Origin of the sequence: Endozoicomonas sp. ALD040 (genome assembly GCF_049275945.1) — a bacterium.
GTDB lineage: Bacteria > Pseudomonadota > Gammaproteobacteria > Pseudomonadales > Endozoicomonadaceae > Endozoicomonas_A.
Window position 1 is genome coordinate 4,465,618 of sequence record NZ_CP184829.1, and the last position, 26,015, is coordinate 4,491,632.

The window sequence follows — 26,015 nt, forward strand, 5'->3', positions numbered from 1 at the left end:
GAATATTACCGAAGATTCATAAATGAACTACCTTGATTAAAAAAAAACACCAACAACAATCATGGAATTAATTATGCCCGAAGGAAACCTGCAGATAATCCTGACCTTTCTGGTTTATTTTACCGTGATGCTGGGGGTCGGCTACATCGCCTGGCAGAGAACGCTCAGTTCGGCAGATTATTTTCTTGGGGGCCGCTCGCTGGGTCCATGGTCTGCAGCCCTCAGCGCGGGGGCGTCGGATATGAGTGGCTGGTTGTTGCTGGGATTGCCGGGCTATGCTTTTGCCGCAGGTCTGGAAGCGTTTTGGTTGGCTGCGGGGTTGTTGGGGGGGACCTGGCTGAACTGGTTGATTGTTGCCCGACGCTTGAGAGTATACAGCGTAGTTGCCGATGACTCACTGACCTTACCGGAATATTTCGCCAGTCGTTTTGAAGATCGTAAAGGGTTTCTGCAACCTGTATCGGCAGCCTTCATCCTTGTTTTCTTCCTGTTTTATACCAGCTCTGGTCTGGTGGCCGGGGGCAAGCTTTTTGAATCTGTTTTTGGCATTGATTATGAGTGGGCAGTAGTCATTGGAATGTTGTCGGTGATCTCTTACACCCTGTTTGGAGGTTTTCTGGCGGTTTGCTGGACGGATCTGATTCAGGGTTTGCTCATGGCAGCCGCTTTGCTGATTGTGCCCATTGCAGCATTGGAGGTCAGTGGCGGGGTGGATCAGGTGTTTGTGGAAATCGGTGCGCTGAATCCGGAGCTTCTGAACCTTTTTACAACCAGTGAAGGTCAGGCGCTTTCACTCATTACCATTGTTTCTTTACTGGGTTGGGGGTTGGGTTATTTTGGTCAACCTCATATCCTGGCCCGATTTAAGGCGGTGCAATCTTCAGATCAGCTGCCTTTGGCCAGAAGAATTGCTGTGAGCTGGACCGGCATCTGTATGTTGGGCGCTTTAATGGTAGGTCTGGCGGGAATTGTTTATACCCAGCGATCCGGTATTCAGCTGGATGATCCGGAAGCCATCTTTATGTTGATGGTGAATACACTTTTTCATCCGGTGATTGCTGGCATCTTACTGGCGGCCATTCTGGCGGCCATCATGAGCACTGCCGATTCTCAGTTGCTGGTTTGTTCTACGGCTTTTGCTGAAGACTTTTATCGGGATCTTTTCAAAGTTGACGCCAATGCCCGGGAAGTTTTGCTGGTGGGTCGACTGGCGGTCGTTGGCATTGCGGTGATCGCCACTTGGTTGGCGATGAATCCCGACAGCAGTGTTCTTGCAATGGTGTCTTATGCCTGGGCTGGCCTGGGGGCGGCTTTCGGTCCGGCCCTGCTTCTGTCGCTTTACTGGAAAAGAATGACCGGGCTGGGAGCCATGGCGGGCATCGTTACTGGTGCTGTCACCGTGCTGATATGGAAACAGTTAACCGGTGGCCTGTTCGATCTTTATGAGATAATACCAGGGTTCGTGATTTCTATGGTGGCTTGTGTTTTATTCAGCTTTTTGGGACGCCAGCCCTCGAGGAATATGTTAGATCGTTTTGAAAAAGTGGCGAGCAGGACTTGTACTGTTTCCCGTGTTGATGATGAAGAGCCTTCGTTGTCATAATTGCTTTGCATTACGCAGAATTGATCCATCGGGTATAGAGTAAGAGGTGTCTTTTTCCATTAATAAATCCTGAGTTCACAGTGGGAGGATGCCATGAAGCAATTGCAAGTGGCTGTCAAAAAGCGTCATCAGGAGAATGATGAGATTGATCCTCATGATGCCGAGTTGAAACAAACCCTGGAGCGACTGAAGAAGAAAGGGTTGAACCCCATGCAGATGTGTCACAAGTTGATTGAGCATGAAGAACCTGCTCCCAAAGATCGGGTCTGGAGTTATGATCTGGTGGTAGCGGAGTGCAAGCGGCTGAAAGTTTCATACTGAGCGTTGGATTGAAAAAATGCCAGGGCTTTCAGCGTGGCACCAAAAGAGATCAGTGCGGTGCCACAGTCTTGTGTAAGGTGTTTTTTAACTTCGGCAGCTGTGATAACAGAGGTTGTGAAGGTCTGAGCGTTAAACTTTCCCGGTTTTCAGCAACTGCTGAAACTTCAACTTTTTCTCTTGGGCGCTGAGTTGAGGGGTTGGAAGGTCGGATTGAGGAACCAGCGGGCCCAAGTCCAGGCTGGCAGATTCACTTTCTGGTGCAGGTGTGTCACCTTCTTGCTGAAGCAGATGATTATCCATCACATCCAGAGCTTCCAGAAGACCGGGATAGGCCTCGTCGGATTCATCGAGATCCTGTAGTTTGTTTGAGATGTTATCTCGAATTTGTCGTATACGTTCAACAGAAACCTTATCCTGATTTTCTTCCAGCCATCTTTTGGCAGATTCGCCATTGGTTGCCATACTCGATCCAGTTCCAGAGTATTTATGTCGGGTTCTATAATATCATTTTCATTCGGCTTTTGGTTATGCTTTTGTTGAGGCTTTCGATGGAGGTATGCATTCCCACGCAGAGTGAGGGTCTCGTAAAACTCCAACAGATCGTTCCCATGCTCTGAGGTCGTCATTCCCGCGAAGGAGACTGTCGCAAAACTCTGGTTCCCATGCTCCAGCGTGGGAACGAGTTGTTAAGGAAGTCGTCATTCCCGCGAAAGCGGGAATCCAGCCCCAACAGTGGGACTCCGCCTTCTCAGGGATGACAAGGCCAGGGGGGCACCGGGCAGGATGGTTCTGGTGGTGAGTCAGTGTGGATTCCCGCCTTCGCGGGAATGACGAGAATGAAGTCGGGAATGACGAGAATGAAGTCGGGAATGACGAGAATGAAGTCGGGAATGACGAGAATGAAGTCGGGAATGACGGGAGTCAACTCGTTCCCTCGCTGGAGAGGGTTTTGCGACACCCGCCTTCGCGGGAATGACGAGAGCATGATACTTCGGTAAATACCATCCTGAAGGGATTGATTCTGATACGTACAATTAACATCCGAATTTGGCCTTAGCGCCTGGGAGTAGGGTGTTGATAGAAGAAGTTCGAAGTCAGGTAGCAGAGCTGACTGAGAGGCTGAGGCAGCTTCGGCTGTCGGGTGCACCGGAGCAGACTCTGGTACGGATAGAACAGCCCCTTCCCATGATTAATTTATTCAACTGGCTGTCAGGTCAGACACTACCGGGAAAAAGCTACTGGCAGGATCGCGAAAGTGACTACAAGGTAGCGGGTCTTGGCAAAGCCTGGCGGTTTAAAGTCAAAGATCAGGCTGAGGTGAACACTTGCTTTCAACAGGTGAACGCAATGTTGGATAAAACAACGCGTTGCCTCGGATACCTGTCTTTTTCGGACAGTCAGAAGATGATCTGGCCTGAATTTGGGTATGGCGAATTCTTTTTTCCGGTGATCGAAGTGGTTCAGACCCGAAAAGGCTGTTCTTTGGCCTGTCATCTGCCGGGGCATGATGAGCTGTTATGGGGCACCAGTATTGAGAGGGTCCTGGACTATCTGGCGCAAGTCAACTGGGCACTTGAAGAAGTAGGTACTCACTATTTATTGGGAGACCCGAAATTCATACCCGATCAGGCACACTGGACTTCTTTGATTGGGCATGCCCTTAAGGGTTTCGAGTCAGGAGCCTTGCAAAAAGTGGTGCTTTCCAGAGAGGCACAATTGCGCCTTCTGGAAGGTCAGCTGAACCCCTGGATGCTGCTCTATCACTGGCAATTGGCGAACCCGAGATCTTACGTTTTTGCTTTTGAATCCGATCAGGGTTCACTTTTCTTTGGTTGCTCTCCGGAGCGTTTGTTTCGCCGGGTTGATCGCGTTGTTCAGACTGAAGCCCTGGCAGGGACGACCCGGCGGGGCAGCAGTCGCCATGAAGATTTCAAACTTGAGTTGTGTCTGCTCAATGACTCTAAGAACGTTCATGAGAATCGTCTCGTGCTGGATGATATCCGCAGGCGTCTGGAATCCATCTGCTGTGATCTGGAATTTGACCGCAGTCATTCTGTGGTCAAACTAAAAACGATTCAGCATCTAAGGCAAGTAATAAGGGGCGTGCTCAAAGACGAAGTCAGTGACAGTCAGCTTCTTTCTCTCTTGCATCCTACGCCTGCGGTGGGAGGTGAACCCAGGGAGGTGGCAAGACACTTCATTGAAGAACGTGAAGTCTACAGCAGAGGACTCTACGCCGGAGCTTGTGGTTTGCTCGGTAAAAAGCGCAGTGAGTTCACGGTATCGATTCGCAGTGCTTTGCTGGAAGAGAAACAGCTCAGGGTTTTTTCAGGTGCCGGGATAGTCAATGGCTCAGATGCTCAGGATGAGTGGCACGAGCTGGATAGCAAGATCGGAACCCTTCTGTCACTGCTGGACCCTGAAGCCCCTGTGCTGGATGCATCTAACCAAATTGGAAGATCTAATGACCTTTCCCACCAGACATCCTAGCCTGAATTTTCTCTGGTCAGCACTGATTCTGGAAGAGCTGAGCCGGTTGGGTGTAGAGCATGTTTGTATTGCCCCGGGCTCCCGCTCTGCGCCACTGACGCTGGTGGCAGCAGAATACAGTCAGTTTGAAAAGCATGTCCATTTTGACGAACGCGGTTTGGGTTTCTTTGCTCTGGGACTGGCTAAAAGTACGCGGAAACCCGTTGCAGTGATCACAACTTCCGGGACAGCGGTTGCAAACCTTTATCCAGCCATCATAGAAGCCAGGCAGTCTGGTGTTCCTCTGGTTATAGTCACGGCTGATCGACCTCCCGAGCTTATTGACTGCGGTGCCAATCAGGCCATTGAGCAGCAGGATATTTATGCCGGTTATCCCGGAGCTGCTCTTAAGTTGCCAACACCTGATGATAATATTCCCCCCAGCTGGCTATTAACCAGTATTGACCAGGCCTTTGCCCGCTCCTGCCAGCAGGGGCTTCCCATGCATATCAACTGCATGTTTCGGGAGCCTTTGTATCCGGAAGGCAAGGCCCATGATTTTTCAGGTTATCTGAGTCGACTGTCGTTCTGGTGCTCAGCCAGAACGCCTCACACTGTCTACGACACTGGGATGAATATATCACTCAACAAAAGTCCTGTTGCCTGGTCAGATTTTTCGACGGGTAAAGGTTTGATCGTAGCGGGCCGTATTAATGAGCAAGAGTCTGCCGAAACGGTTGCAGAGTTGGCCCGGGCATTGGGCTGGCCTCTTCTGGCCGACATTCAATCTCAGCTTTATGGCCATTCGTTGGCTGTTTCCCATCCTGATCTGCTTCTGGCCAGCAAAGCCGGAAAAGCGCTGTTGAGTCAGGCTGATCGTATTCTTCAGGTGGGTGCTCATCTGGTTTCAAAGAGACTGGATAAGTTCATTTCTTCCGGTGACTGGCAGCATTTCTGGATGGTTGGCCAGGCATTTCGCCGAATGGATACCGGTCACTGCCAGACCTATCGACTGGTCGGGCCTGTTGCAGACTGCTGTCGTATGTTGACTGAACTTTCTGATACCCAGGGCTCTGATCCATTATGGGGAGGTCAGATCGAACAGTTATCGCAATCGGTTCATACTCTGGTAGCCAGGCTGGACTCGGCCCCGGGGTCATTGACTGAACGTTGGCTGGGGGCGTATCTGACCAAACTGTTGTCTGACGACAGCTGTCTTTTTGTTGGAAGCAGTTTGCCCATTCGACTATTGGATATGTTCTCCCTTGCTCCGGCCGGGCAGGTATATGCTAACCGTGGTGCCAGTGGTATTGATGGATTGGTGGCAACGGCAGCAGGTTGTGCTGCGGGCGAAAAGAAATTTATGGTGGCTGTCGTCGGTGATCTATCATTTCTCCACGATTTAAATTCCCTGCAATTACTGAGGCAGTTGAATTCACCCTTTGCTCTGTTGGTCATCAATAATGATGGCGGTGGTATTTTCAACCTGTTGCCGGTTGAGGATCGACCCGAAGCCGCGCAGAAATATTTTGTCAGCCCTCATGGCTTGAATGCCCGTCAGGCCGCGGAAATGTTTGGATTGCCCTACCATCAGCCGGACAGTCGAGAGACGCTGGCAGCTTTGCTGAAACAAGTGAGGCAAAAGCCGGGTGCATCAGTCATTGAAGTGATGACGCGACCCGGTCAGGCTGCTGAGCAGATAAAGCAGGCGCTGAGCCAGCTGGAGATGTTGTCATGAACGCAACCAACCTTGCTTATCGAACCTGGGGTATCCGTGAAGGTGTGCCGCTGGTTTTGTTGCATGGTTTTCTCGGAGACTCCGGGGACTGGGAGGAGTTCGCCAGACACCTGGAAACTGATCTGTATCTGATAGCCGTTGATTTACCCGGGCATGGCAAAAGTCGTGATGTCAAAGTCAGTCAGGATAATGCTTTTGAAGCGTTCAGCGATCTGCTGCTGGGAACGCTTTATCAATTGGGACTCGATCATTACAGTGTGTTGGGCTATTCACTGGGCGGGCGACTGGCCATGAGCCACCTTGCTCAGGCAGGAGAGGCTATTGACCGGCTGCTGCTGGAGTCGTCCCATCCTGGTTTGGAAGACAACGCTGAGCGTCAGGCTCGCTGGAAGAATGATCAGGATTGGGCGGAGCAGTTTCGCAATGAGCCACTCAATGAAGTTTTGCAGCGCTGGTATCACCAGCCAGTCTTTGCGGACCTGAACAGTCGCGAGCGGGAGCGACTAATGCGGCATCGTTGTTCAAGTCATCAAATTGAAGGCTTATCTCCCGACAAAGCCGGTACGAATGGGGAATCTCTGGCATGGGCACTGGAAGCGTTCAGCCTGTCCCGGCAGCCAGATTTCTGCGGGGTACTCAATCGCTCTTCACAAGCGTCACATTATTTTTGTGGCGAACGTGACCTGAAATTTCAGAACATCGCACACCGTTTACTTGAGATGGGGTGTGTTCATAGTGTTCATGAGATCAAAGCAGCAGGCCATAATATCCACCGGGAGCAGCCAGAAGCTATGGCAGCGATTATAAGGCAGCTACTTTTGTGATCTGAGTACATTATGACATCTGCTCTCTTTCAGTCCTGCAACCTATATCGATATCGACAACCCCTGAGCAAGCCTCTTTCGTTAAAAACGATGACACTGACAATCCGTGAAGGTCTCATTCTTGAGATGGTCGATCAGAATGGGCAGGTGCATTACGGCGAAGCTTCGCCACTACCAGGTTTTAGCCGGGAAACTGTCTTTGAAGCTCAGGAGCAGCTGAAAGAAGCGGCAGAATACTATTGTTCCCGGGGGGTGATTGATCAGAGTCTTCTATATCCGTCGGTTGCTTTTGCCATCGAGAGCATTCAGTTCAGTCTCGGCAAAGAGCATTGGAGTCAAGAGAGGGTCTCTGAATCACCCTTGCTTATGGGAGCCGATGCATTGACGCTCAAACGTCTGGATGACTGGTCCGGGAACTGGCCCGATGAGTTCAAGTTAAAGGTCGGGCGCAATAGCATTGGGCAGGATGTTGATGCGGTTAATCAAATTCTTGATCGAATTCCGGACGATGTAAAACTGAGGTTGGATGCGAATCAACGGTGGTCTTTCGATGAGGCTTTAGAGTTTGCCGGGCAGGTGCCAGCCAGCAGAGTCAGCTACATCGAAGAACCTACACAGTATTATGAAGAATTTCCGCAATTATTCCGAAAAACCGGTGTCGGGTACGCGCTGGACGAAACATTGCAGGAGTCGGCACTCGGCACGATGCTGCCGGAAATGAATAGACTCAGAGCTGAAGACGGACTCAGGGCTGTCGTATTAAAACCAACCCTGGTGGGTGGTGTGTCCAGATGTTTGACTCTGGCTGACTGGGCCAGGGAAAAAAAGGCCAGAGTCGTTTTCAGCTCATCCTTCGAAAGTACTTTGGGGTTGAGTCTGATCGAGCAACTCAGCCTGCAGTGTGACCCGATGGAAAGTCCTGGCCTTGATACGCTCTCTGCTTTTCAGAACCCCGGATTTTGCCGGTTGCCTGAGTACGGTCGACGAATGTCTTTAGATTTACTCAATGCCATGGAGAAAGTATGGAGTTATCGTTCTGCCCTCTGAGAGACTGGACACTCAAAGATCCTCAAAGGGTCACTGCCAGAGTGAATGGTCAGCCTGTATCCCGGGCTGAGCTGGACGCAAAGGCGGAAACACTCCTTGATGCATTTTATAGTCAGGGTGTCAGGAGAGGCGATCGGATTCTGGTACCGATAACCAGTGCATGGGATGCGGTCATAATGATCATAGCCTGCCTGAGAGGCCGGTGGGTCTTTTGCCCGGTCAATCCGCAAATGCCGGACGTGCAGAAGAGGCAGTATTGCCAGAAGATCGGTGCCCAGTGGACCCTTCATGAAGGGTTTGGAGCAATAACGGGCCTGGAATGGCCCAGCTTCTCTGACCAGCCTGAAGCAGCGGATTCCCGTTTAGTCATCGAGCCAGAAGCTCTGTTTGATCTGATTGCTACGTCAGGCACTACCGGTGTGCCCAAAGCCGTCAGTCATACTTTCTCCAATCATGTTTACAGTGCCAAAGGCTCTCAATCCTGTACGCCTCTGACAGAGTATGACGGCTGGCTGTTGTCTCTGCCACTGTTCCATGTTGGCGGCTTTGGCATTGTGGTTCGTTGCCTGCTCGCAGGTGCCGAGATAGTGATAGATACGCAAAAAATGTCATTAGAGCAATTGCTGTTGGAATACAGAATCACCCATGTATCTCTGGTCAATACCCAGTTGCGCAGACTGTTGGTAAGAGGAGCCGATCTGCTGGATAACAGTAAGCTGAAATACATTCTTTTGGGTGGAGGGTTTGCGTCTCCTGAACTGGTATCTCAGGTTCAGGAGAAAGGTATTAATATTCTAACCACTTATGGTATGACAGAGATGAGTGCCCAGGTTTGTACCGGAACCCCGAAATTTACCCGCTCGGGAGTAACCTCAGGTGAGCCTCTACCTTATCGGGAGCTGCAAATCGTTGCTTCCGGAGAGATTCTGGTCAGAGGCAAAACCTTATCTGCGGGCTATTTTGACGACGGCAGAATTATTCCGATTGTCGATGAGCGAGGTTGGTATCACACAGGCGACATTGGTCGCTATTCCGGTGATCAAATAATGGTTATTGGTCGTATAGATAATATGTTGATTTCTGGCGGGGAGAACATCCATCCGGAGGAAATTGAAAAGGCCTTGCTCAGCATTGACGACATCATTATGGCGGTTGTGGTGTCTGTAAGCGATGATGATTATGGGCAGAGGCCTTTTGCATTTGTGCAAACCGAGTCGGGCTCTCTGAATGAGGTATTTACAAAACAAAAGCTTGCAGGCATCATTAGCCGATTCAAGATTCCTGATATGATTCGCTTGCTCCCGGCTGAGCAGATACCCACCGGTCTCAAGCCCAATCGTCAAACCCTGAAAGCATTAGCTGACAGGCTAGCAAATCCTTAATCGTATTTTAACTGATTATCGTCGCTATCTGACCCGGACCAAGGCATAATGCTGGCAAATAGCGGTGATAATTGAAGTGTCTGATGAAAACAAAAGATCAAAAAAACATCCGTGCATTCATCGCTGTCAGGATTCCGCTGGAGCTTGCAGCGATACTGCACAAAAAAGCGCGCCACCGCGCCGGTGATGTGCTTCAGCACAAACTTCGCTGGATGGTGCCTCAGCAGCAGCACATAACACTGCGCTTTCTGGGTGAATGTGGCGAACAGAGTCTTGAGCAGTTTTCCAGTTATATCGAAGATGCCCTGGCAAATGTGCACGGATTCGACTGTATGACCGGGTGTTTCGAATTTTTCCCTGATGCACACAGACCCCGGGCACTGGCCTTGAATATACATTCAGGCCAGCAGTTGAATGCGTTGTCCCGAATTTGCGAAGAAGGCGCTCTTATGTGCGGAATGCGTCGTGAAATGCGCAACTTCCGACCCCATGTCACACTGGCTCGTTTCAAGCAGCATCATCATGTGACTCACAGCCATTTTTTCAATATGCCCAGTTACCGCATGACGGTTAATGAAGCGGTATTGATGAAGAGCGAAACCACGGCTGAAGGTACTCAATACTCGGTACTGAAAGAATTCCCTCTATTGCCCCTGGCTAAGTCAGCCTGACACTGAACTCCACAAGTCCAAAGGAAATTGAAACCCTGCACTTTCGTTGAAAGGTGGGGTTTTTTGCTATCTGGTCCAGTCTCGCTGTATGCCTTGATTAAAAACTCACCAGAAATTTGAAATTCGATTAAGAAGTTAATTTTTTCGTTAGTAAGACTTTTGGTTCTGATGGGCCAGGTTGGCTTATTATTTTGTTAAATGATTTATTAACCAAAATATATCTTGTTTTTATATAATAAAACAAAGTTTTTCACTGTTGTAAATTGTTCTTGTCAGGTATAAATTATGCCGCGTCAAACAGGTGTCTTAACCGCTCGAAACCAAGCGGCCTGTGTCTGACAACCTATTAATTTTTTTCAGACTTTTTCTGATGTGACTTACGTCAGAGGTTTTCTATTGTCTGCATTCAGGGGGAGTGATATGTCAATTAAACGCGAAACACTGGCAGATACATTTGCCCTGATCAGTTTTGGATTGGTTGTTGGATTACTGGTTGAGATTCTGGTGGCCGGGCTGACTATTGAACAATCCCTGCAGTCTCGTTTGATGAGTATTCCGGTTAATATGCTGGTTGCCCGTCCTTACGGAATCTATCGTGACTGGATAATGAGTTACAGCCATATCTTCAAATCAAGAAAAGTTGGAGATACTGTTCTTGATATAGTGGCGTTTGTCTCTTTCCAGATTCCGGTTTATGTTGTTCTGGTTGCTGCCACAGGTGCAACAATGGAACAGATTATTACTGCCTGTCTGGGTCAGACCGGTGCTTTAATGCTGATGGCTCGTCCTTACGGTGTTTACATGCAGATTTGTCGTAACAGATTTGTATCAGGGGGTATGAGAACCGCTTAATAATATTTTTCATATTAGTACTTAGCTATATAAGTAATCACCGAAATTATGCCGTTTTAATAGCTGTCATTAATTAATGAGGCTTCCTATTTTCTAACTATCTGGTTATAGTCCCCTCCAGTTTACCCGAATGTGTTGTATGGGTTTGCCTGTTTTAACTCCGCCAATAGCGGAGTTGGACAGTCTCGGTTGCCTCTTTATTATACAATTGCAGCGTCGTCCGGTGGACCCCGGATTCGCACAATTTCCGCCTTGGTCGTTGCGCGACTGTATAAATAGAGTGTTTGCCAAAAGGCGAATGTGCACCTTTCAGGTCGCGAAGCTTTGATTGGATCTTTCTTGTTTCTATGGCCGTAAGTCCGTTTAATTCAAGAGTGAAAGGATTGGCAAAGCACGAATAAGAATTAGATGAAAAAACAGTCATCAATAAAAGAATCCGCTGATAAACGATTAGCAGGACAATAGCTTTTAAAAGTTTTTCGTTTATCGGAACGGTTATCAAGAAGCGACTGTGTTTTCACATTGAATTTGAGGGGGGGAGCATGTCCTTATTGGAGGTCAATGACCTGCGTATTGAATTTCCTTCACGTCACGGTGTTGCAGTGGCTGTAAAGGGAATGTCTTTTACAGTTGCCAAAGGTGAGATTCTGGGCCTCGTGGGGGAGTCTGGAGCCGGTAAGTCCACGGTTGGTAATGCCATTATTGATTTGCTCAGTGCTCCCGGTCGCGTCGCGGGTGGTGAAATCAGGTTGAATGGTGAAATCATTTCAGGTCTCTCTGGTGAAGCCATTCGTAAAGTGCGTGGCAAAAGAATTGGATTTATTTTTCAAGATCCAATGACTTCATTAAACCCGCTTCTGACGATTGAAACCCAGTTAGTCGAAACCATTATCGAAAATCTCGGATTAAATCCGGCTGAAGCTTTCATTAAAGCAATCGATTTGCTGAAGGCCGTGGGTATTCCCGAGCCGGAAATCAGAATCAAACAATATCCCCATCAATTTTCCGGTGGTATGCGTCAACGGGTAGTTATTGCAATTGCTTTGGCCGGCGAGCCCGAATTGATTATTGCTGATGAACCCACTACTGCCCTGGATGTTTCCATTCAAAACCAGATTCTTGATTTGATTCGTGAACTCTGTAAAGAGCGGGAAGTCGGATGTGTATTGGTAACCCATGATATGGGTGTCATTGCAAACGTTACAGACCGCGTTGCCGTAATGTATATGGGAGAACTGGTAGAGATTGGTGAACCTGGCAAGATTCTGAAAAATCCTGAACACCCCTATACACAGAGTCTGATCAGTGCTGTGCCAAGAACCGATGTCAAACTGCATCGTTTTCCGCGGGTTGAATACATTGAGAAAGTCGAAAGCCGCAGCATTGATGTCAAAAATCACTGGCTGGGTCAGCGTGAATCCTTTGGCTCTGTAAAAGATGAGAATCTTCTGAGCGTTGAAAATGTCATGCTCAAATTTGAAACCCAGTCAGCTTTCTTGAAAAAGAACCGTCGTTATGTGACAGCATCCAATAATGTTTCATTCAAAGTGCGTGACGGTGAAACCTTTGGTCTGGTGGGTGAATCGGGCTCGGGCAAGTCAACCATTGCCCGTGTGATTGCGGGTCTTTATCAACCTGACTCCGGGCAGGTCTTTTTCGCAGGTAATGATATTACCCGGCTGAACGAAAAGGCCCGTAAGCCTTTAAGACGACAGATTCAGATGGTATTCCAGAATCCCTATTCCAGTCTGAATGCCCGTATGAATGTTAACGATATTATTGCCGAGCCCATTCGTTTTCATGGCCTGGCTCAGTCTGAGCAGCAGATTCGACAGATCACTGCTGACTTGCTGGACCATGTTGGCCTGGGCAGTAGAGCCGGAATCAAGTTTCCTCATGAGTTTTCCGGTGGTCAGCGCCAGCGTATTTCCATTGCCAGAGCATTGGCGACCCGTCCCCGCTTCCTGATTTGTGATGAACCTACATCTGCGCTGGATGTATCGGTTCAGGCGCAGATTCTCAATTTGCTGAAAGATCTGCAGGAAGAGCTGGGCCTGACCATGCTGTTCATCAGTCACGATCTGACGGTGATCCGCCAGATGTGCGACCGGGTTGGGGTTATGAAGCATGGAACGCTGGTGGAAGTGGATGAGACCGAAAAGCTGTTCAAATCGCCCGAGCACGAATATACCCGGAATCTGATTGATTTGATGCCGAAAATGGATCATCTCTCCCATCGGGGTCTGAAGGAATTACAACAGGCACCCGTTGCACTGGCGTGATGTCTGATTGGCCAGCGCGTTAAAGCCCGTGTTCTTTGCCATGAGCGCAGAATCAGTTTTATTTTTTGTTCCAGAAAAAGTTGTTTCATACAAAAGTATAAAAACGTTTGTTGACCTGCCCAGAGGGTAAAATAATGAAAAAAATGATCAAGTCACTGGCTGGAGTTGCTCTGGCTTCTACATTGGCCATGAGTGTACAGGCCGCTTCGTTGAAGGTTGCTTACGACGCTGACCCTGTATCTCTGGACCCTTATGAGCAGCTGTCGGGCGGTACCCTGCAGATGGCACATATGTCCTTTGATCCACTGATTCGCTGGAATCAGGACTTGAGCTTTGAGCCTCGTCTGGCTGAGAAGTGGGAGCGTATTGATGACCTGACCATGCGCTTTACCCTGAGAAAGGGGGTTAAGTTCCATTCTGGCAACACATTGACAGCCAGGGACGTCAAGTGGACCTACGATCGTATGGTCGACAGTGCGGACTACAAAGCCATTTTCGCTCCTTTCGCCGAGCTGAAAGTGATCGACGACTACACCTTTGATCTGGTCACCAGGAAGCCTTATCCACTGGTTCTGAACTCTGCCACTTACATCTTCCCGATGGACAGCCAGTTCTATAGCGGTAAAGATGATAAAGGCCGTGATAAGGGGCTGATTGTCAAGCACGGTGATAGCTTCGCTTCCCGTCACATTTCCGGTACCGGACCTTACGTCGTCAGTGAGCGTCAGCAGGGCGTGAAGCTTGAATATGAGCGTTTTGATGGCTATTGGGACAAACAGTCTCCGGGTAACGTGGACAAGATTACACTGACGCCGATCAAGGAAAATGCGACACGTGTTGCTGCTCTGCTGTCCGGTGGTGTGGACTTTATCTATCCGGTACCACCTAATGATCATGAGCGTATCAAGCGTTCAGACGATGCTGAATTGATCACTCTGACCGGTTCCCGTCTGATCTCTTTCCAGCTGAACCAGGATCGTGTTGAAGCATTCAAGGATAAGCGAGTTCGTCAGGCCATCGTTTATGCTGTCAACAACGAAGGCATTGTTAAAAAGATTATGAAGGGCTTTGGCGAGGCTGCCGGTCAGCAGGGACCTGAAGGTTACGTTGGCTATGTTGATGAGCTGGCACCACGTTATGACCTGAAGAAAGCCAAACAACTGATGAAAGAAGCAGGCTATGAAGATGGCTTCTCTGTCACCATGATGGCGCCAAATAACCGTTACATCAACGATGCCAAGATTGCCCAGACCGTGGCCAGCATGTTGGAGCGTATTAACATCAAGGTTGACCTGAAAACCATGCCCAAGGCGCAGTACTGGCCAGAATTTGATGAGCGTGCCGCTGACATCATGATGATCGGCTGGCACTCTGATACCGAAGATTCAGCCAACATGACTGAATATACGACTGCCTGCAAGGATGACACTACAGGCTGGGGTCAGTACAACAGTGGTAACTACTGCAACGAGTCCATCGATAAGCTGGTTAAAGCGGCAGGGACTGAAACAAACCTGGACAAGCGCGCCAAACTGCTGCAGGAAGTTGAGAAGGAGCTTTATCAGGAAGCGGCTTACGTTCCTCTGCACTGGGAGAACCTGGCCTGGGGTGCCCGTAAAGGTGTGAAAGCCGAAGAAGTGGTGAACATCATGAACTTCCCATACCTGGCTGACCTGGTCGTTAGTGAGAAGTAATCCCCACAGGGCCGGTTTATGCTGGCCCTTTTTTTATTTTTTCTGATCGATAATTTTCTCTGGTCAGTCTGTGTCGTCATCTGAGTAGAGCGGCATTTTCGCGAGTATAAAACGCTGCAGGATTTTTTATGTTGTTATTTTTATTCAGGAGACTGATGCAGGGTCTGGTGGTGATGTTTGTCATCAGCCTGATCAGTTTTTCCATCCAGGATAATCTGGGTGATCCTCTCAGGGAGATGGTGGGCCAGTCCGTATCAGAAGCTGAAAGAGAGGTGCTGCGTGATGAGCTGGGCCTGAACGATCCATTCCTGGTGCAATATGGGCGCTTTATGTCCAAAGCCGTTCAGGGAGACCTGGGAACCTCTTACTTCTTTAAAGAGCCCGCCCTGGAAGTCATTATGAATAAGTTACCAGCGACGCTTGAGCTGGTATTCAGTGCTACCCTGCTGATTATTTTGATCTCCATTCCCGCAGGTGTTTACAGTGCTATTCGCCCGAACAGTTTTTTGTCCAGATTGATTCTCGGAGTCAGTATTCTGGGTATTTCTGTCCCTGTTTTCCTGACCGCTATATTTAGTATTTATCTGTTTTCCATAGAGCTGGGGTGGCTGCCTTCCTATGGACGGGGTGATTTAACCCACGTTTTCGGCAGTTGGGAAACTGGCTTCCTGACCAAAAGTGGCTGGCTACATCTGATTCTGCCGTCTATTTCTCTGGCCAGCATCATGCTGCCGCTCTTTATTCGTTTGATTCGTTCCGAGATGGTGGAAACCCTGCACAGTGAGTATGTGAAGTTTGCTAAGGCGAAAGGTCTGCAGAAAGCGCGTGTTTACTTCCTGCACGCTTTGAAGAACACCATGTTGCCTGTTATTACGGTAGGGGGGGTCCAGATTGGAACCATGGTCGCCTATACAATTCTGACGGAGACCGTCTTCCAGTGGCCCGGCATGGGCTTCATGTTTCTGGAAGCGGTAAACCGTGTCGATACACCCTTGATTGTTGCTTATCTGATCGTTGTTGGCGGCATCTTTGTGGTGGTGAATACCCTGGTCGATCTGATCTATGGCCTTATTAACCCAACTGTAAAACTGGCAGGAGGCAGCCAATGAGTGAGTTGCCCATGAATGAAGCAGAGGCACAAAAGGTGCCTTCTATCTGGCAGAAGATTCGTCAGTCCAATGTCTGGTACAGTTTTGTCAATGATCGTCTGGCCATGGTGGCTGCTTTTATATTGGCTGTTATGGTTGCCGCCGCCCTGCTGGCACCGGTTATCGCTCCGACGAATCCCTATGATCTTTCGACCATTGATATTATGGACTCCGAGATGGCGCCGTCCTGGAGTGAAGACGGCGATGAGCGATTCCTTCTGGGAACAGACTCTCAGGGCCGGGATATGCTGAGTACCATTCTGTATGGTGCCAGAATCTCCATTACCATCGGTTTCTTTGCAGTGATACTGCAGGCGCTGCTGGGCATTGTGATTGGCTTGACAGCCGGCTATGTCGGGGGGCGGGTTGACAACTTCCTGATGCGGATGGCGGATATTCAGTTGTCCTTCTCAACCATGATGGTGGCCATTGTCGTGTTGGCTGTTTTCCAGGCATCCTTTGGGTCAGAGTTATACAGCAAGCTGGCGATGTGGATGTTGATTCTGGTGATTGGTATTGCCGAATGGCCACAGTACGCACGTACGATACGTGCGTCGGTTCTGGCTGAGAAAAAGAAGGAGTATGTCGAGGCTGCCAGGGTCATGGGCTTTGGCTCCGGACGCATTATGTTCCGTCATATTCTGCCAAACTGCCTGTCTCCTATTTTGGTGATCTCAACCGTTCAGATTGCCAACGCCATTATCAGTGAAGCTGCTCTCTCTTTCCTGGGACTGGGGATGCCAGTGTCAGAGCCTTCATTGGGCTCACTGATCTCCAGCGGCTTTGAGTATATTTTTTCTGGCAGCTGGTGGATTACGGTCATCCCCGGTGTGATCCTGGTCACTCTGGTTCTGGTGATTAACCTGTTGGGTGACTGGCTGAGGGACGTGCTTAATCCCAAACTTTATAAAGGTTAAATCAAATTTTCTTCAGGAAAAAGGCCGTTTAGCGGCCTTTTCCTTTTTTGAACTCAGGGGGCAAAAACCCTTTTTCTGCTCAATTGCCAGATCAGAACGCCGGCGAAAACGGCAGCCATTAAAGGGTTGAACCAGCTGGTGGTATCTGTGACCAGCGTTCTTGAAATATCAAATGCTAACAGTACACCCAGGGCGATTAAGCCGATTATCCATGTCAGTGCTTTATCTCTCCATTGAAAGGCGGCAGCAGTAAACCAGAAGGCCAGAACGGAACCAAGAATAATATAATCGGTATTGACGCTTCTGGGGTTGAACATAACGTGATAGCAGGCTGCAAAACTCAATAAATAGATCAGGCCATTTCTGGTGCCATGACGGACAATGGCATAAAAACAAACGGCCCAGGTGGTGGCAGCCAGAATGATTTTTATTATGTTCTGCAAGGCTTCGGGTACTGAGTAGTTGAAAAGCTGCATGGGAATGTTAAAGAAACTGGCCCAGTTAGGTGTTGTTACTCCACGGTCAACTGCAGACTCGGCCATCTCAAGAAAGTTGTTGTACTGTTCAAGTCCGTAATCGAGCCCGCCAAATATCAGAGGCAGTGCAAGAAATGCCAGCAGCATCAGTGGCACTCTTAGCCAGAAAGGTCTGAACAAAGTGGTCACCAGCAGGAAAAAGACAATAAAGGTGGGTTTCAGACTCATGATCAGGGCCAGAACCAGGGCTGCCGAATTCCAGCGCTTCTCTATGATCTGGCTGATCACCAGCATCATGGCCGCAATAAGGATCACATTCACCTGGCCATTTCGAAAACCTGAAAAAGCAATGGGAACGGCAATCAGGCTGAATAATCCAAATCGGTTAAAGAGTGTCTCCTGTGAGTATTCCTGAAAGTGTCTCAGCAGTCTCAGGCTGGCCCAGGCATAGAGACCCATGATAAATAAACGCCAGAGCAGGTCAGCGAGAAAAACAGGCAGTTTGGTGACAGGAACAAACATTAGGGCAAAAGTAGGTGTATAAATGAATCCTCCCGGTCCCGAATAGAGCTTTACCCGGTCGATCCATCGGTCAGCGCCCAGCAGGTAGCTGTCCAGCACTGTGTGCTGACCCGGTTCCAGCGCGACTTTGGCAAAGATCAGGGCCACGGCCAGCCCCCATAGAAACATTCCGAAAAGGGCAGCAGGATGATTTTTAAGGAGGGCTATGTCCTTCATCAGTACTCTTTCTTTTTTGAGTTATGACAAAAAATGGATAACTCCCAAATTGGCCGAAAGTCATCTGTTTTTTCCGAGGCTGATTACAACATACGATGAGAATGTCTTTTCTGCCAGTGGTCTGTATGAATTCCTCTCTGAAATTTCCTGTCCATTGGTGGGTGCAGCGTATTTGAAAGGGGCTTGTTTTCCGCTGTTTTTTGACTCTGTTTGCATCCAGGGAAGGTCAGACACAGAAAATCATCGAAAGGATGCGCTCCATAGTGAGTCATGCCGGTCACGGCGTGGATTTGGTTGATCTTGAAGGGCTGACAACCGGGATTCGTTTGCAGCAGTACGATGCCTTGATGCTTGGCAGTTCTATCCGATATGGCCACCATCATGCTGATTTTTTTCGTTTTGAGATCATGAGTTTACAGACTGGAGTCGTGTAACACAGTTTGCTGAACGACTCGTTCAGCAACTGGCAAGCGAATTAAATGGACATAAGCACCCTGACGATCAGGTTTCAGGTTCAAAAGCCAGGGACATTAGTAAAGCAAAACCGTAAACGGTGGGGAGAAAAAGCGACAGAGCCAGAATAATGTAATCCATGTTCATGGAAGGGTACCTGCTGTTATTCTTTTTATATCGAAAATCTCATATCCTGTTTTGCAGTTACTTTGTCGGGTAATGCAGGCTGGATGAGATCTCCTGAGCCGGATAGCCTTATATCAATCTACCAGTTTGCTGTAACGTTTGAAAAGTGGTGGCGATAAAATAGTGATGCTTATAAGACATGGAGTCCATATGCGTTTAATTCTGTTACTGTTTTCCTTTTGGGTGTTGCCACTGGCCATGGCCCAGGATGTCGTTTCCCTTAAGTCCAAACTGATTCAGGGGGGCTTTTATGTAGGGCAGGTGAAGCCGGGAACTGAAGTCATCTATAAAGACAGGTCCGTCAGAGTGTCGGAACGGGGCCAATTTATCATCGGGTTTGGACGGGATGCCCGGCTTCTGCAAACAGTACGGCTGGTCGCTCCGGGTGGTAAAAAAGAGCAACTGAAACTCAGGTTGTCAAAGCGAGACTATAAAATTCAGCGAATTAATGGTATTGCCCGCAAATACGTCAGCCCGGCGGAAAAAGTGTTGGGTCGAATATCCGATGAAAACCAGCAGGTTAAATCAGCCAGACAGTTTGATTCCGTCCAGAAAGATTTTTTTGCAGGCTTTACACGTCCGGCAGAGGGGCCTGTCAGTGGTGTCTATGGCAGTCAGAGAGTGTTTAACGGTGAGCCGAGGCGACCGCATTTTGGACTCGATATTGCCGGTCCCGAGGGGGCTCCGGTCATGGCGCCAGCCAATGGTATTGTCCGGCTGGCCGAGTCCGATTTGTACTTTTCCGGTGGCACAATCGTTATCGACCATGGTTACGGCATCACTACCAGCTACCTGCACCTGAGCCAGTTAAAGGTGGTTGACGGGCAGAAGGTAAAGAGGGGAGATGTGATTGGTGCTATTGGTGCAACGGGCAGAGTGACAGGTGCTCACCTTGACTGGCGGGCAAACTGGTTCGATGTCCGGCTTGATCCTGCTCTGATGATGCTTCAGTGATGGGTCTGCATGCTCTGATTCATGGCGTTATTGAGTTTCTGATAGGGTCGCCTGGTTAGTCTGACTAATACCTAATGAATAGTTTCAAACTCTGTTATTAGCCGTCTTCGCTTTGAGTGCTGCCTGCTTGATTAAGAATTTCAATAAATTCCTGTTTTTGTTCGCCCAGATGTTCTAACAGAGCTTTAAACCTGAAAGTGCCAAAGCCGGGAATGCTGGCATCAGCTTTGGCCCCTCTGGCAATAAGTTTTTGAACCGCTTCTTTATCTTTTGCCAAAAGTGCGAAAAAAAGAAGCGTTTCTCTAGTAGAACAAACTGGCAGATTGACATCGGCAAAGGCAGCCATGCCAGCCGGAAGCAATTCCTTGAGCAACTCCAGAGAAAGAGGGTCGTCCGAAATTGCATCAAAAGCGGAATGCCCCGCATTAGTAAAAAGGTCAATTCTGGCTCCTGCCGAAAGGAGTATCCTGGCAAGTTCAGGCGCATTTTCCTTCAAAACTTCCTTATTGTAGTAGCGAGAATCATAAGTTGCACAGAAAAGAGGTGTGCATCCATCCAGATCAACCGCATTAACATCTGCGTGTTTGGCTATCAGTTTTTTCAGTGCCCGCTCATGCCCTGATTGTGCAGCTGCGTGCATGACATTTTTGCCATCTGTAGCTGTTTTATCGAAGGAGGCGCCATTATCGATTAAGGTGTCAAATAAATCAGGGTTTTCAGGATCCTCGGCAGCCATGTGAAGAGCTGTATCACCATCTTTGTTCTGGAGATTCATATCTGCTTTGAGGTCCAGAATTATCTTTAATGTCTGAATATTGCTGTTACATACAGCATGGTGTAGAGGCGTCATCCCTTTTTCATCTTGCAGATTAATATGTGCCCCAGAGTTTAGCAGTGAACGGATCAATTCCGGGTTACCGTTTTTTGCGGCAATATGAATAGCTGCCATGCCCGCCTCTGAATGAAGAACGTTTGGGTCGACACCATCGGCGATCAGTTCGAGTGCTTGTTCTTCCCGGCCGACCTCGACGGCATGGGCAACGGGCGAGAAAGAGATGTCTTGGTCAATAGGGGCAGGTGTGCGACAGGAAGGACATCTAATGTCCAATACAGGAGAAGATGAACGGTAATCACGCAGACACTTATTATGGAAGAAATGCCTGCCAGGTCTTTCGGAACAGTGGTAATAACGATTATTTTTATGCAGCATCGTAACAGTATGTTGGCCGAATAAACTTTGCAGGCATATTCCGCAGAGGGGATTATCATCTTCTTGGGCAGTTACATTGGAAGTAGTTCCATCTGATACAAGTCCGCCCTGAAGAGAAATCATTTCATTCATTCGAGACTGATTAAAACAGTCAGGAGTTTCAGGTGTTAAATTCATGAGTATTACCTCTTTCAGGTTGTTAAGATTAAGCTTCAAAAATTGCTATTCCCGGTAACAGTATGACGTAATAGTGCTTTCATTTTGTTTTCCGCGAAAATTTCAAGTTTCTGATTCAGTGAAAAACAAGCGACAATGCCGGTCATAAGTACTTTGACTAATAGTGCTGGAATAAGTTCCCTCTGTATGGAGGGTGTCGCAAAACTCTCTCCAGCGTGGGAACGAGTTGACTCCCGTCATTCTCGTCATTCCCGCGAAGGCGGGAATCCACACTGACTCACCACCAGAACCGTACTGCCCGGTGCTCCCCTGGCCTTGTCATCCCCGAGAAGGCAGAGACCCACCGTTGGCGCTGGATTCCCGCCTTCGCGGGAATGACGACCTCAGAGCATGGGAACGAGCTGTTGGAGTTTTGCGACACCCTCTATGAGTAAGGGAAGGTGCGAATAAGCCCCCGGCCATGAGATAATATTCCTGTCGTTTCCACCTTAAGTTCCCGTCTATGAGTCTGCTCAGTTTCGGGGCAGTGGGCAGAGTGACAGGTGCTCATGCTGGCGGGCGAACTGCTGCGATGTACAGTTTGATCCGGCTCTGAGGGTGCTCGAGTAAGGTTGGTTCTGCGAACTTTGCTCCACGGCAGTATTGATTTTCAGATCTGAGGCTCCATAAAGCCATTATGATTGTCAGGAATTGGAGGGATTAGAATGCTGTTTGAAAAACATCAACTGCCCAGTGAGGAAAGCGCTTTGAAAGGGCGTGATCGCGCGATTGAAGTGCCTGCAGAGCACTTTGTAAATGGTCATGCTATTGTTCCCCCATTTCCCGGTGCTCTGGAGGTGATTTATGTCGGTATGGGCTGTTTCTGGGGGGCTGAAAGGCTGTTCTGGAAGCAGGAAGGTGTCTGGTCAACGGCAGTAGGGTATGCGGGAGGTTATACCCCTAACCCGACTTATGAAGAAGTGTGCACTGGTGGCACAGGCCATGCGGAGGTGGTCATGATTGCTTTCGATCCGGGCGTTATCAGTCTGGACGCTTTGCTGAAACTGTTTTGGGAGTCTCATGATCCTACCCAGGGTATGCGGCAGGGCAATGATCGGGGCACTCAGTACCGCTCTGTGATTTATACCACTACCGATGAGCAGGGTGAGAAAGCTCGTGAATCCATGGCCCAATACCAGACAGCGTTGAATGAAAGTGGTAGAGGTAGTATTACTGCGGAAATTGTTGATGCTCCGGCCTTTTACTATGCCGAGCCTTACCATCAGCAATATCTGGCCAAGAACCCTCAGGGATACTGTGGTATCGGGGGGACTGGAATCTGCATGCCTCCCTCATTGCATGGATAAAGTGAATTGCGTTTCCTTTGTGGTAGTGAATAGTTACAAGGCAAAAGTTACTGGGCAAAAAAAACCGGACAGTCTCACAGAGGGGAGAGCTGTCCGGACGCAACTGTATGAATGATTACTTCAAGGTGTTGTTAACACCTGTGGTCGAATGATAGATGTGCTTTTGTTGCTTCGCCCTGAGTAGATGTCCTTTTGATGATTCGCTATACCGATGCTTGCTATCGGATATTACTTGTTTAAAACAATGGCTCGAATCTTCAGTGCAATAGGGAGTTAGAAAGCACGATTGGTATTAAATCTGATTTCGACTCATTGCCCTTACCAGAAACCGGGTTGGGTTCAAATGTTCCAGAAGATCAGAAGCGACAGGTGAGCACTCTCCATTCATCTGTGCAGCCAATAATTCTCCCGACAGAGGTGCTGTAATCAATCCTCTGGAGCCATGACCGGCATTGATATACAGACCATTCAGGTATTCAGGAGGATGAGTGAATGGGTGCTTCATGTTTTTGCGCAGCATGGCAAACTCATTCAGAAAGTCTTCCTGATCAACAATCCCACCCACAGCAGGCATATAATCAGGCGTCGTGCAACGAAAGCTGGCTCTGCCTCCTGAAATGTTGGCCTGTTCTCCTCCCAATGCCCGGAAGAGTGCGGGCGCACATTTCTTTTGCATGGCCAGGTTTTTCTCATGATCTTCTTGTAACACCTCAGCCGAGTCACTGTGAAAGTCGAAAGTGGCTCCAATGGTATGACGACCATGGACGGCAGGAGCTGCATAGCCTTCGCCGCAGACGGTTGTTTTTAGCAGGGCACTGTCGTCAGTACAGCTTATCTCGGTGATTTGCCCTCTGATGTTCTTTAGTGGAATAAAGTTCAGGGCGGGCAATTGGCTGGACGCTCTGGCACAGGCAATGATGACATTACGGGACTTCATTATCCGGGAAGTGCCGTCAGCCTGAAGGGTTAAACTCCAGCCATCAGATCCATATTCAAGAGACTCTAGTCTCCTGTCAGAAAATAGTTTGATATTGTCGTGGTTCGCCAGAGTCTGGCAGAAAAGGGCAGGGTTTACCCATCCTGCACTCGGGAAGTAAAGGCCATCATGATCCAGCGGCAGGCCAGCGATCCCGGATAGCTCCTGGCTGGAGAGGGCCCTGAGAAAGTCAGTGGGAAAGAGTTGTGCCAGGTCTTGTTGACGTTTTCGAACTTTCTCATTGATAGCCAGCTGTACGACACCGGATTGTTGCCAGAGCTCCGGTTGGACACTGGCAAAAGTGTTCAATAAATGAATGGAGTAGAGGTAGCCCTGGGTGATAAATCGACTGAGAGGCGTTTTACTGGCCGAGAGCTTGGTGTAAAGAATACCCTGAGGATTGCCGGATGCTTCCATGGCCAGAGCCTGATGTTGCTCGATCAGAGTGACCTGCCATCCTCTTTCAGCCAATGCTCTTGCTGTGCTGCAGCCAGCGAGTCCTCCGCCAACGACGATGGCACTCTGAACTGGTCCATCAGTATTACGCTGGTCGGGATTCACAAACCATATCGGCCTGGTCTTCTGATCTTTGGCTGTTTGTTTCAGCCTGCCTTTGATCATATCCCGTTTGTGCCCGAAGCCCTCGCTTTTTTCGACACTGAAGCCCGCCTGACTGAGTCCGTCTCTGACGGCTCTGGCGGCCGTAAAGGTTGCGTAGGTGGTGCCTGCATGGCTTTTAGCTGCCATAACTGTGAACAGTTCTGGCTGCCACATCAGAGGGTTTTTCGCGGGGCTGAAGCCATCAAGAAACCAGGCATCAACCCGACCTTCCAGCTCAGGCAGTGTGTTTAGCACATCGCCGATGCAGAGTGTCAGTTTGACTCTTCCATCAGCAAAGCTGAAATGCTGATGCCCTTCTATGGCGGGCATGTAGCATTCAATCAGTGGTGTCGTGTACTTTTCCAGTTCTGGCCACAGGGAGAGTGCTTTATGAAGATCTTTACGGGACAGGGGATACTTTTCGGTTGATACAAAATGAAGTCTTGCCGACTGAGGCGCTTCTTCATCGAAACAGGCCCAGGCACAGAGAAAGTTGAGGCCTGTCCCAAAACCGGTTTCTCCAAGCGTAAAACTTTTGTTCTGGTGCAAAGCGGCGAAGCGCTTTGGCAGATCATTGCCCTCAATAAATACGTGCCGGGTTTCCCTGAGGCCCGAAGCGGTAGAAAAATAAATGTCATCAAATGCAGTGGATGCAGGCTGACCGTTTTCTTTCCATTCCAGGTCTGCATGGGTGACAGGCAGGATTGCAGAATCAGATTTACGGCTCATTTGGCTTCCCTGATAATATGGGAGAGGGTTTGCAGGCAGGTTTCCCGCTTCACTTTTTCAAACAGTTCACGGGCGTTGTCAGAGCTTTTACTCATTATGCTTAACCACTGCTTAAGCCTGCCATCCAGATAGCGTCTGGGATTGTTGATGAAATAAGGGTGCTCCTGCTCTGGATTATCAGGGGCAGAAACCACTTTTTCGGTAAACCTCTGGATCAGTGAAAGAGTGCGAGTCCAGCGTTCTTCAAGATCCTGGCTATGCTGGCTGGCGACAATGGCAGCAGGCAGATCAGGATCGCGAAGGATACCCCGGCCAATCATAATGTCCTGACAGCCGGATATTTCCCGACACCGTTGGGCATCCTCAACGTTAAAAATATCGCCATTGGCTACCAGGGGAATGGATAGGGCCTCTCGTAGTTGGACCAGCTCCTGCCAGTGAGCAGGAGGCTTATAACCCTGAAGTTTGGTTCTGGCATGAACCACCAGAGAGTTGGCACCGGCACTTTCTATGGCCAGGGCATTGTCCAGGGCAAGGTCACCATCCAGATAGCCCAGTCTCATTTTGGCAGTGACGGGCACCTCATCAGGAACCTCTTTACGAACTCTTGCGACAATCTCATGAATAAGCTCAGGTTCCTTCAGAAGAACTGCGCCACCCTTGTGGCGATTTACCGTTTTGGCAGGACAGCCGAAGTTGATGTCGACCCCTAGTGCGCCTAGTCGGGCAGCCTTGGCCGCGTTGTGGGCCATCATTTCCGGATTGTTGCCAAGAAACTGAATGTGTACAGGTGTTCCGCTTCGTGTACGACAGCCGTGCCTGAGCTCCGGACAGATCCGGTGAAACGTTTGTGTCGGCAGCCGGGTGTCGGTGATACGGATAAATTCTGTTACACACAGATCAATGCCACCGGCCTCGGTCAGCAGCTCCCGTAGCAGATAGTCGACGACACCTTCCATGGGGGCCAGGGTTATAGTGCTCATGAATGATTAGGGTATAGCTCTGGGCAAACGCGACAATCTAACAGAAATTTCTGCACCTACAAGTGCTATCTTCTGAAGGCGATCAATAATAACGTATGTCTTTTTATAAGACTCTGTTCCCTCCATTTCTGTCTGTTCTTTGCCCTAATCCTGACTTTTTCGATCACATGCAAGGATATTGTTTGACAGCAATAGTGTCAGCAGTTAAATACTTCAGTCATCTTTCTTTCAGGGTTGGA

Annotated in this window: 23 protein-coding genes; 17 read left to right on the plus strand and 6 right to left on the minus strand. The window is 49.0% G+C overall.

Annotation, left to right across the window (positions count from 1 at the left end; all coding sequences use genetic code 11):
- The first annotated feature begins 73 nt into the window (after nt 1-73).
- Both putP and ACOJUN_RS16675 read left to right on the plus strand, forming a co-directional pair.
- Nucleotides 74-1,603, plus strand: coding sequence for a sodium/proline symporter PutP (putP, locus tag ACOJUN_RS16670; protein WP_422133043.1), 1,530 nt, complete (start codon nt 74-76; stop codon nt 1,601-1,603).
- Between the two features lie 93 nt (nt 1,604-1,696).
- Complete coding sequence (locus ACOJUN_RS16675; RefSeq protein ID WP_422133044.1) at nt 1,697-1,924, plus strand: hypothetical protein; 228 nt, start codon at nt 1,697-1,699, stop codon at nt 1,922-1,924.
- A gap of 129 nt (nt 1,925-2,053) precedes the next feature.
- Here ACOJUN_RS16675 and ACOJUN_RS16680 read toward each other — a convergent pair whose 3' ends face one another.
- Together ACOJUN_RS16680 and ACOJUN_RS16685 are read right to left on the minus strand one after the other, a co-directional pair.
- Nucleotides 2,054-2,386 carry a hypothetical protein gene (locus ACOJUN_RS16680; protein WP_422133045.1) on the minus strand — a complete coding sequence of 111 codons (333 nt, stop codon included), beginning with the start codon at nt 2,384-2,386 and terminating at the stop codon, nt 2,054-2,056.
- 286 nt (nt 2,387-2,672) lie between these two features.
- Nucleotides 2,673-2,849 carry a hypothetical protein gene (locus ACOJUN_RS16685; protein ID WP_422133046.1) on the minus strand — a complete coding sequence of 59 codons (177 nt, stop codon included), beginning with the start codon at nt 2,847-2,849 and terminating at the stop codon, nt 2,673-2,675.
- A 149-nt stretch (nt 2,850-2,998) separates the two neighbouring features.
- Between ACOJUN_RS16685 and ACOJUN_RS16690 the strand changes: the two genes are divergently transcribed.
- The 11 genes from ACOJUN_RS16690 (at nt 2,999) to ACOJUN_RS16740 (ending at nt 16,948) form a co-directional block, all read left to right on the plus strand.
- Complete coding sequence (locus ACOJUN_RS16690; protein WP_422133047.1) at nt 2,999-4,414, plus strand: isochorismate synthase; 1,416 nt, start codon at nt 2,999-3,001, stop codon at nt 4,412-4,414.
- The gene (gene menD, locus ACOJUN_RS16695) at nt 4,389-6,131 is read left to right on the plus strand and encodes a 2-succinyl-5-enolpyruvyl-6-hydroxy-3-cyclohexene-1-carboxylic-acid synthase (RefSeq protein WP_422133048.1); all 1,743 of its coding nucleotides are present in this window, start codon (nt 4,389-4,391) and stop codon (nt 6,129-6,131) included. The genes ACOJUN_RS16690 and menD overlap by 26 nt, the downstream gene beginning before the upstream one ends.
- The gene (gene menH, locus ACOJUN_RS16700) at nt 6,128-6,955 is read left to right on the plus strand and encodes a 2-succinyl-6-hydroxy-2,4-cyclohexadiene-1-carboxylate synthase (protein ID WP_422133049.1); all 828 of its coding nucleotides are present in this window, start codon (nt 6,128-6,130) and stop codon (nt 6,953-6,955) included. The genes menD and menH overlap by 4 nt, the downstream gene beginning before the upstream one ends.
- Nucleotides 6,956-6,967: 12 nt before the next feature.
- On the plus strand, nt 6,968-8,002 hold the full coding sequence (gene menC / locus ACOJUN_RS16705; protein WP_422133050.1) for an o-succinylbenzoate synthase: 1,035 nt from the start codon (nt 6,968-6,970) through the stop codon (nt 8,000-8,002).
- A complete protein-coding gene (gene menE / locus ACOJUN_RS16710; RefSeq protein ID WP_422133051.1) occupies nt 7,978-9,384 on the plus strand; it encodes an o-succinylbenzoate--CoA ligase in 1,407 nt (468 codons plus the stop codon). Before menC ends, menE begins: the two co-directional genes overlap by 25 nt.
- Nucleotides 9,385-9,467: 83 nt before the next feature.
- Nucleotides 9,468-10,055 (plus strand): RNA 2',3'-cyclic phosphodiesterase, encoded by a 588-nt coding sequence (gene thpR, locus ACOJUN_RS16715; protein ID WP_422133052.1) that lies wholly within the window; start codon nt 9,468-9,470, stop codon nt 10,053-10,055.
- A 420-nt stretch (nt 10,056-10,475) separates the two neighbouring features.
- Entirely contained in the window at nt 10,476-10,907 is a 432-nt protein-coding gene (gene alaE, locus ACOJUN_RS16720) for an L-alanine exporter AlaE (RefSeq protein ID WP_422133053.1), read from the plus strand.
- Between the two features lie 542 nt (nt 10,908-11,449).
- Nucleotides 11,450-13,189 carry a dipeptide ABC transporter ATP-binding protein gene (locus ACOJUN_RS16725; protein WP_422133054.1) on the plus strand — a complete coding sequence of 580 codons (1,740 nt, stop codon included), beginning with the start codon at nt 11,450-11,452 and terminating at the stop codon, nt 13,187-13,189.
- Between the two features lie 134 nt (nt 13,190-13,323).
- Nucleotides 13,324-14,883 carry an ABC transporter substrate-binding protein gene (locus ACOJUN_RS16730; protein ID WP_422133055.1) on the plus strand — a complete coding sequence of 520 codons (1,560 nt, stop codon included), beginning with the start codon at nt 13,324-13,326 and terminating at the stop codon, nt 14,881-14,883.
- A gap of 128 nt (nt 14,884-15,011) precedes the next feature.
- Nucleotides 15,012-15,992 (plus strand): ABC transporter permease, encoded by a 981-nt coding sequence (locus ACOJUN_RS16735; RefSeq protein ID WP_422133056.1) that lies wholly within the window; start codon nt 15,012-15,014, stop codon nt 15,990-15,992.
- Nucleotides 15,989-16,948 (plus strand): ABC transporter permease, encoded by a 960-nt coding sequence (locus tag ACOJUN_RS16740; RefSeq protein WP_422133057.1) that lies wholly within the window; start codon nt 15,989-15,991, stop codon nt 16,946-16,948. Before ACOJUN_RS16735 ends, ACOJUN_RS16740 begins: the two co-directional genes overlap by 4 nt.
- 53 nt (nt 16,949-17,001) lie before the next feature.
- On the opposite strand, the gene ACOJUN_RS16745 is transcribed toward ACOJUN_RS16740, so the two are convergent.
- A complete protein-coding gene (locus ACOJUN_RS16745; RefSeq protein WP_422133058.1) occupies nt 17,002-18,162 on the minus strand; it encodes a glycosyltransferase family 87 protein in 1,161 nt (386 codons plus the stop codon).
- Between the two features lie 200 nt (nt 18,163-18,362).
- Here ACOJUN_RS16745 and ACOJUN_RS16750 point away from each other — a divergent pair, with 200 nt between their 5' ends.
- Nucleotides 18,363-18,596, plus strand: coding sequence for a flavodoxin domain-containing protein (locus tag ACOJUN_RS16750; RefSeq protein ID WP_422133059.1), 234 nt, complete (start codon nt 18,363-18,365; stop codon nt 18,594-18,596).
- A gap of 355 nt (nt 18,597-18,951) precedes the next feature.
- Nucleotides 18,952-19,755: a M23 family metallopeptidase gene (locus tag ACOJUN_RS16755; RefSeq protein ID WP_422133060.1), complete on the plus strand. Its 804-nt coding sequence runs from the start codon at nt 18,952-18,954 to the stop codon at nt 19,753-19,755.
- Nucleotides 19,756-19,852: 97 nt separating this feature from the next.
- Here the strand turns inward: ACOJUN_RS16755 and ACOJUN_RS16760 are convergent, their stop codons facing one another.
- A complete protein-coding gene (locus ACOJUN_RS16760; protein ID WP_422133061.1) occupies nt 19,853-21,142 on the minus strand; it encodes an ankyrin repeat domain-containing protein in 1,290 nt (429 codons plus the stop codon).
- A 226-nt stretch (nt 21,143-21,368) separates the two neighbouring features.
- Between ACOJUN_RS16760 and ACOJUN_RS16765 the strand changes: the two genes are divergently transcribed.
- Both ACOJUN_RS16765 and msrA read left to right on the plus strand, forming a co-directional pair.
- Nucleotides 21,369-21,572: a hypothetical protein gene (locus ACOJUN_RS16765; RefSeq protein WP_422133062.1), complete on the plus strand. Its 204-nt coding sequence runs from the start codon at nt 21,369-21,371 to the stop codon at nt 21,570-21,572.
- A gap of 274 nt (nt 21,573-21,846) precedes the next feature.
- Complete coding sequence (gene msrA / locus ACOJUN_RS16770) at nt 21,847-22,488, plus strand: peptide-methionine (S)-S-oxide reductase MsrA (protein ID WP_422133063.1); 642 nt, start codon at nt 21,847-21,849, stop codon at nt 22,486-22,488.
- A 292-nt stretch (nt 22,489-22,780) separates the two neighbouring features.
- Here msrA and mnmC read toward each other — a convergent pair whose 3' ends face one another.
- Together mnmC and ACOJUN_RS16780 are read right to left on the minus strand one after the other, a co-directional pair.
- Nucleotides 22,781-24,793, minus strand: a complete 2,013-nt coding sequence (mnmC, locus tag ACOJUN_RS16775; protein ID WP_422133064.1) for a bifunctional tRNA (5-methylaminomethyl-2-thiouridine)(34)-methyltransferase MnmD/FAD-dependent 5-carboxymethylaminomethyl-2-thiouridine(34) oxidoreductase MnmC — start codon at nt 24,791-24,793, stop codon at nt 22,781-22,783.
- Nucleotides 24,790-25,776, minus strand: coding sequence for a tRNA dihydrouridine synthase (locus tag ACOJUN_RS16780; protein WP_422133065.1), 987 nt, complete (start codon nt 25,774-25,776; stop codon nt 24,790-24,792). The genes mnmC and ACOJUN_RS16780 overlap by 4 nt, the downstream gene beginning before the upstream one ends.
- Nucleotides 25,777-26,015: the final 239 nt, after the last annotated feature.

Coding starts and splice junctions, on each gene's coding strand:
- putP (WP_422133043.1), top strand. CDS start 74: ATGCCCGAAGGAAACCTGCAGATAATCCTGACCTTTCTGGTTTATTTT.
- ACOJUN_RS16755 (WP_422133060.1), top strand. CDS start 18,952: ATGCGTTTAATTCTGTTACTGTTTTCCTTTTGGGTGTTGCCACTGGCC.
- ACOJUN_RS16745 (WP_422133058.1), bottom strand. CDS start 18,162: ATGAAGGACATAGCCCTCCTTAAAAATCATCCTGCTGCCCTTTTCGGA.
- menC (WP_422133050.1), top strand. CDS start 6,968: ATGACATCTGCTCTCTTTCAGTCCTGCAACCTATATCGATATCGACAA.
- msrA (WP_422133063.1), top strand. CDS start 21,847: ATGCTGTTTGAAAAACATCAACTGCCCAGTGAGGAAAGCGCTTTGAAA.
- menD (WP_422133048.1), top strand. CDS start 4,389: ATGACCTTTCCCACCAGACATCCTAGCCTGAATTTTCTCTGGTCAGCA.
- ACOJUN_RS16740 (WP_422133057.1), top strand. CDS start 15,989: ATGAGTGAGTTGCCCATGAATGAAGCAGAGGCACAAAAGGTGCCTTCT.
- ACOJUN_RS16730 (WP_422133055.1), top strand. CDS start 13,324: ATGAAAAAAATGATCAAGTCACTGGCTGGAGTTGCTCTGGCTTCTACA.
- ACOJUN_RS16680 (WP_422133045.1), bottom strand. CDS start 2,386: ATGGCAACCAATGGCGAATCTGCCAAAAGATGGCTGGAAGAAAATCAG.
- menH (WP_422133049.1), top strand. CDS start 6,128: ATGAACGCAACCAACCTTGCTTATCGAACCTGGGGTATCCGTGAAGGT.
- ACOJUN_RS16725 (WP_422133054.1), top strand. CDS start 11,450: ATGTCCTTATTGGAGGTCAATGACCTGCGTATTGAATTTCCTTCACGT.
- thpR (WP_422133052.1), top strand. CDS start 9,468: ATGAAAACAAAAGATCAAAAAAACATCCGTGCATTCATCGCTGTCAGG.
- alaE (WP_422133053.1), top strand. CDS start 10,476: ATGTCAATTAAACGCGAAACACTGGCAGATACATTTGCCCTGATCAGT.
- menE (WP_422133051.1), top strand. CDS start 7,978: ATGGAGTTATCGTTCTGCCCTCTGAGAGACTGGACACTCAAAGATCCT.
- ACOJUN_RS16760 (WP_422133061.1), bottom strand. CDS start 21,142: ATGAATTTAACACCTGAAACTCCTGACTGTTTTAATCAGTCTCGAATG.
- ACOJUN_RS16675 (WP_422133044.1), top strand. CDS start 1,697: ATGAAGCAATTGCAAGTGGCTGTCAAAAAGCGTCATCAGGAGAATGAT.
- mnmC (WP_422133064.1), bottom strand. CDS start 24,793: ATGAGCCGTAAATCTGATTCTGCAATCCTGCCTGTCACCCATGCAGAC.
- ACOJUN_RS16780 (WP_422133065.1), bottom strand. CDS start 25,776: ATGAGCACTATAACCCTGGCCCCCATGGAAGGTGTCGTCGACTATCTG.
- ACOJUN_RS16735 (WP_422133056.1), top strand. CDS start 15,012: ATGTTGTTATTTTTATTCAGGAGACTGATGCAGGGTCTGGTGGTGATG.